The following is a 5,480-nucleotide window of genomic DNA, read 5'->3' as shown; positions in this document are numbered from 1 at the left end:
GCTACAGCCAGCAGCTTACCGACCTGAAAGCGAAATCGGGGGCGGGGGTGGAAATTCTCACGGACGACACCCGGAAAAACAAGTATTACGTGGTGCTGCCGAAGAGCGCGAAGGGCGTCGAGCTATATACCTCGAAAAACGACAAACAGGTAGTGACCTACACTGCGAAATAGCCCCGTCAGTTGCCACAGAAGCGCCATACGGCGTTTTAAGCGATAAGGACAATCAAATCCATGACCGAGACCGAAAAACTGTTGCTGAGCGCGTTAGAGCGCTTACAGAACGATTACGAGACACGACAGCAGGCATGGCAGGCCAGTTACGACAACTTGCAGAGCATGTTCACCACTACTTCCGCCGCGCTGATGCGCAGCGACCAGGCGTGTCAGCACTTGAGCGGGCAGGTGGACAGCTTGCGGCAGCAGGTCATGAGCTTAACCGAAGCCGTCAGCCGCTTGACGCGCAGGTAGCCAGACTGGACAGTGAACTGGCGCAGAAACAGGAACGACAGAAAACGCGCTCATTTGCCCCCGGACGCAGCCGGGGACACGATCACGGGATGGAAAGGTAAACTCAGAAACCGTCGAGCAGAAAATCCAGCGCATTCTTGATGGCCTGCCGCTGCTCCCGTACGCTCACCACCTCTTCCCCAAGCTGTGACTGGCGAACGCTGGCCATTTCATGCGTCATGACCAGAAAATCCTCACCGTCCACATTCAGCACCGGGTTCAGGCGGCGGGCGGGCCGTCCGCTCACTTCATCGAGCAGAAACAGCGGGATCACCAGGCGGGTATTCAGTTCGCCGATAATATCGCTCTGTACATCGAGCAGATAGGGATAAGCCCGGCTGTTGCCGTTATTGCGGTACACCATGAACTGCATCAGAACGTCCTGTGATCGTCAGAGAGTAAGCCGTGTTCGTCCGTAATACGGTTCAGTTCCTGGATTGCCTTACGGTTAGCGCGTTTCCAGCGCTCCGCTTCTGACTCACGGATCTGATGTTTCAGGGCGGTGGCGAGCGTGGCAGACAGATTAATCCCGGCTTCGCGGGCCTGACGCAAAAGCGCAGGCTCGAGCGTCACACTGACGGTTTTTTTATGGCGCATGGCTGATACGGGCATGATAATCTCCTGATTTTTACACGTGTATCTGACACGTGTTTTCAGTGTACGCGTTTTTCACCAGGAAGGTAATGGTCTGTTGCCTCTGGCAATAACTGATGGTGACAGGTGACAAAGTTCGGTGGGGTGTGTAACGTTAAGCGGCAGAAAAGACAACGCCCCCGTAATCATGATTTCAACTTGGCGGAAGAGACATGATTAACGAGGGCGTAGGCACAAAACCTAACAAGGATACTAGCACATGCACCGTGCGAAACAACAGCCCGCCATAAGCGCAGGCGAGATTGAGTAACCAGGCACTCGACCTTTTTAACGAGCGGCTTCCCCGCAAACCCTATTTTACCGACGAACTCCAGTTCGGCGTACGCATTGCCGGGAAAGAGCGCGCCATTCTTGCGAAATATATCCAGTTCAACCAGCCACACGCGATGTTCTGGCTCGGTTTTGACGTTGACCGCCCTGGTGCGGCGATAGACTGGAGTGACCGGAACGCCCCAGCCCCAACCCTGACCATCATGAATCCCGAAAATGGTCACGCCCATTTGCTGTACGCGCTGAAAACAGCGGTACGCACCGCACCTGACGGCAAAATGAAGCCGCTGAAGTATGCGGCGGCGGTTGAGCGTGCGCTGTGTAAAAAACTGGACGCTGACACAGGCTATTCTGGGCTCATCTGCAAGAATCCGAACCATGATCACTGGCAGCTTGCCGTGTGGCAGCCGGAACTCTACACGCTGGACTGGTTAGCTGACTCACTCGACCTGAGTGCGGCGAACGATAAAGAAATCCTACCCGATTATGGTTTAGGCCGTAACTGCACCCTGTTCGATAAAACCCGTAAGTGGGCATACCGCGCTATCCGTCAGGGCTGGCCTGAGTATGACCAGTGGTTGCAAGCCTGCTATGAACGTGTCAGTGCCTACAATCTGCAATTTGCAGCACCTCTGGATGAAAATGAGGTTAATGGTATTGCTAAAAGTATTGCTAGATGGACTATTAAGAACTTCGATGAAGTTTCTTTTGAAAAGTATGTGTTGGACACTCATTCAAGTGAAATACAGGCAGTTAGAGGTCGTAAAGGTGGGATGAAAAGTAAGGGAGGTGGAAGAAAATCTTTAGGCAATCCATGGTTAGATATTGGAGTTAGTAGAGCAAGCTATTTCAGAATGAAAAAAAACAAGGGGGCGTAATGGAGTCATTGTTTGAAAAGATATCTGCGTATAATATTTTTAACAACATTATACCCGGTGCTGTGTTTTGTTATTTTTTTAATTTATTTTTTTCGGTTAATCTTGGTGGTGATGGAACTGCATATAACCTATGTCTTTTTTATTTTTGGGGGGTATTTGTATCTAGAATCGGATCTCTACTCATAGAAATGCTTGCGATAAAAATAAAGTTTGTTAAATACGCACCTTATGGTGATTATTTGATGGCAAGTAGAAACGACCCTGATCTAAAAATGTTTTTAGAAGTTAATAACATGCTTAGAACATTCTCCGCAGTTTTTTTGTGTTTGCTGGTTGTTTTTTTGTTGTCTTTTTTAGTTCAGCACTTTGATATCAAGTGGTTTTTAATTGAAGGCTTTAGTATCGCAGGTTCTAGTGCATCATTTTTTTTATTTTTGATAATGATGTTTGCTTACAGAAAACAAACATCATATATAGTAAAAAGGATTAATAATCAGACTGCTTAGTCCTCAGTATCTAAAGGATAAGTTAGTAACGTGGCATCCTTCCAATTGTCTCTTGTAGAAGTACCTTTGTGAAAACCACCCTTTTTTGTATCAAATATTTTAGCCCCTCGATGGTAAAGAGCTCTAACTACTGCTTTTCTAGGGTGGTTAGAATCATTCTTCCCTGCACTAATTACAGTAATTAGTCTTTTTGCCGCTTCAGCTTCTCGTTTCGTGTTAAATTTATCACCAACAATGACATCTAATAGTTCTGAGGAAACATTTCTTCTAGAGCCATGATGTGGTACTTGTAATATGTCAGCCATAGGCTTATTGCTTTGGTCTAAACTTCCAATTGCCATTCCTAAAGCCTCTACTCCTGCATCTCCAGTTAAGAGTACCCGTTGGTTTTTTAAAGTTGAGAATTGAATTACGCTATTGTTGTTTTCTGGAGATGTATTCTCTGATTTAAAATTCTCGAACCCCCACTCTTTTAATGATGTGGCGATATCTCTAACCGCAGAGAAGGTTGATTCAAATAACTCTCTACCGTAAATTCTATTTGGATTTTCTTGAGCTGTTTTTGCTGATGAAGCTAGGTTATCCAAATAAAAAGATTTTGTTGGTGATAGTACTTTAAATTCACCAATTGAGCATCCAGCAAGTGGTGTGCTTATAGCTATTCCATTTTTTACTGCTAATTCTTCTAAATATTTCAGCGATGAGTATTGTCTCTTGAGTTCATCCTGAAGCCATTTAACCCCATTCCTATTTTGGAAATATTCACCATTAATTAGATCTTCTGCATAATCCCAAGGGAGAAACGCCCACAATCTTTTAACGGTAATCTCACCTGATTCTAGAATCTTTATTAAACCAGATATGTGGTCTTTATCCCCGTGAGTAAGGATCATGTTGTCAATTACATCAGTTTCATACCACTTACGCATAAATTGAGTGATGTTTTCTGCTGTTCCCGAGTAGCCACCGTCGACAAGGTTTATTATTTGTTTTTGATTAGCTCGCTTCGTTCTTATGAATATAGCATCACCACTTGTCTTATCACCAACTGCCAAAAAATCCAGATCGTATTCATCAACCATTACTTACTCCTTGTTTTTTTCTCCATTCTACGCCGTGAGACTAAACAAGCCTATATCAGATAACAGCCTTCTTTTAGGGCTTTTTGCTTTTTCCCACGTTATTGATCTGACATACTCCCCTATACTTTAAGCCAGTACACACAGCGTCCCCTCTACGAGGGTTCCTTCTGTGACTGGTTCAGGGGGCTCGCCGCCCCCCGAAACCCCTGGCATCCACTGCGAAAATTCGCACTCTGGGTGCGAAAGTTTTCTCAGCGGAGTGTCATGGACAAGCGAACGAAAGAGATAAAAATCCGCCTGACTGAGAGTGAACATGAGCGACTGCTGGCACGTTGTGATCGTGCTCATCTCGCTGAATGGTTACGTTCGCTCGGTCTGGGTGTACATGTATTGCGTCGCCGGCGTGTGCCTGACGTTGATCCGGCACTGCTTCGTCAGGTGACCGGCATCGGCAATAACCTCAATCAGATAGCCCGTAAGCTGCATGGTCTGGATTCGCTTTCGGCCCATCAGCAGGTTTCTCTTCTGGCGGTACTGACCAGTCTTGATCGCCAGTTATCTGAGCTTCTGGAGACACAGCGTGATCGTCAAGATTCATAGCCGGGGTGCGGGTTCAGGCAGTGGCCCGGTGGATTACCTGCTGGGAAAGGCGCGAGACCGGGAAAAAGCGGTGGTACTGCGGGGTGAGCCTGAGCGTGTCAGACAACTGATTGACGGATGCGAGTTTGCCCGCGCCTACACCTCCGGGGTGTTGTCGTTCCGGGAAGAAAACCTCCCTGACGATGAGAAAGTGCGTCTGATGGAGGAGTTTGAGCAGACACTGCTTCCCGGTCTGGACGGTGACCAGTATGCCTGTCTGTGGGTGGAGCACCGGGACAAGGACAGGCTGGAGCTGAATTTTGTGATCCCGAACATCGAATTGCAGAGCGGAAAACGCCTGCAACCCTACTATGACCGGGCTGACCGTCCCAGGGTCAACGCCTGGCAGACTCTGACCAATGACCGCCTGAACCTCGATGACCCTCATGATCCCGCCCGACGGCGAACCCTGACACCGGGCAATGACCTTCCCGGCGACCGTCAGAAGGCGGCGCAGGCCATTACGGACACGCTGGAAACGATGATGGCACAGGGGATGATCCGTAACCGTGAGGATGTGGTCAGGGCGCTGGAAAATGGCGGGCTGACGGTGGTACGGGAAACGAAAAGCAGTCTCAGCATTGCCGACCCGGACGGTGGACGAAATATCCGGTTAAAAGGAGCGTTATATGAGCGGGATTTTAGATTTAGCGAAAGCCTTCGAGGAGACCTCGAAGCAGCAGGCACAGCGTACCGGGGAGAGCGTGAAGAGCGAGTTTGTGAAGCTCGAGCAATCCATCAGCGAGGCCTTACAATCAAGCGGGAAGAGCATCAGCGACGCTATCCACGAGCAGAACACCCGGCAGACAACCCTGCTGCGGCGCTCGGTCACGATCGCGCTGATATGGATACTGGTCTGTGGTGTGCTGTTGATCGGTATGTTGTCGGGGATCCTGTGGTTTCAGGGAGCGCTCATCGCTTCACGGCTGGACGAGATGAACA

At 48.6% G+C, this 5,480-nt stretch carries 7 protein-coding genes and 2 pseudogenes; 6 read left to right on the top strand and 3 right to left on the bottom strand.

The window, feature by feature from the left end:
* Window positions 1–233 precede the first annotated feature (233 nt).
* Window positions 234–470 (top strand): MbeD family mobilization/exclusion protein, encoded by a 237-nt coding sequence (locus ACT3RR_RS22685; protein WP_175320706.1) that lies wholly within the window; start codon window positions 234–236, stop codon window positions 468–470.
* Between the two features lie 103 nt (window positions 471–573).
* Here the strand turns inward: ACT3RR_RS22685 and ACT3RR_RS22680 are convergent, their stop codons facing one another.
* Window positions 574–882, bottom strand: a complete 309-nt coding sequence (locus ACT3RR_RS22680) for a CcdB family protein (protein ID WP_063448384.1) — start codon at window positions 880–882, stop codon at window positions 574–576.
* On the bottom strand, window positions 882–1,121 hold the full coding sequence (locus ACT3RR_RS22675; RefSeq protein WP_012666376.1) for a type II toxin-antitoxin system CcdA family antitoxin: 240 nt from the start codon (window positions 1,119–1,121) through the stop codon (window positions 882–884). Before ACT3RR_RS22675 ends, ACT3RR_RS22680 begins: the two co-directional genes overlap by 1 nt.
* A 284-nt stretch (window positions 1,122–1,405) precedes the next feature.
* On the opposite strand from ACT3RR_RS22675, the gene ACT3RR_RS22670 reads away from it, so the two are divergent.
* On the top strand, window positions 1,406–2,311 hold the full coding sequence (locus ACT3RR_RS22670; RefSeq protein ID WP_175320707.1) for a replication initiation protein: 906 nt from the start codon (window positions 1,406–1,408) through the stop codon (window positions 2,309–2,311).
* Window positions 2,311–2,817 (top strand): hypothetical protein, encoded by a 507-nt coding sequence (locus ACT3RR_RS22665; protein WP_175320708.1) that lies wholly within the window; start codon window positions 2,311–2,313, stop codon window positions 2,815–2,817. The genes ACT3RR_RS22670 and ACT3RR_RS22665 overlap by 1 nt, the downstream gene beginning before the upstream one ends.
* On the opposite strand, the gene ACT3RR_RS22660 is transcribed toward ACT3RR_RS22665, so the two are convergent.
* The gene (locus tag ACT3RR_RS22660; protein ID WP_181220000.1) at window positions 2,814–3,899 is read right to left on the bottom strand and encodes a ComEC/Rec2 family competence protein; all 1,086 of its coding nucleotides are present in this window, start codon (window positions 3,897–3,899) and stop codon (window positions 2,814–2,816) included. The two genes, ACT3RR_RS22665 and ACT3RR_RS22660, sit on opposite strands and share 4 nt — an antisense overlap.
* A 264-nt stretch (window positions 3,900–4,163) precedes the next feature.
* On the opposite strand from ACT3RR_RS22660, the gene ACT3RR_RS22655 reads away from it, so the two are divergent.
* The 3 genes and pseudogenes from ACT3RR_RS22655 to ACT3RR_RS22645 all read left to right on the top strand — a co-directional run.
* Entirely contained in the window at window positions 4,164–4,499 is a 336-nt protein-coding gene (locus ACT3RR_RS22655; RefSeq protein ID WP_175320710.1) for a plasmid mobilization protein, read from the top strand.
* Window positions 4,480–5,347: pseudogene (locus tag ACT3RR_RS22650) on the top strand (relaxase/mobilization nuclease domain-containing protein); the annotation flags it as partial. The gene ACT3RR_RS22655 and the pseudogene ACT3RR_RS22650, both read left to right, overlap by 20 nt.
* Window positions 5,228–5,480, top strand: a pseudogene (locus tag ACT3RR_RS22645) (MbeB family mobilization protein); the annotation flags it as partial. The pseudogenes ACT3RR_RS22650 and ACT3RR_RS22645, both read left to right, overlap by 120 nt.

This window comes from Ewingella sp. AOP8-B2-18 (assembly GCF_052376015.1).
Classification (GTDB): Bacteria; Pseudomonadota; Gammaproteobacteria; order Enterobacterales; family Enterobacteriaceae; genus Ewingella; species Ewingella allii.
This window is presented reverse-complemented; position numbering and strand designations above follow the sequence as displayed.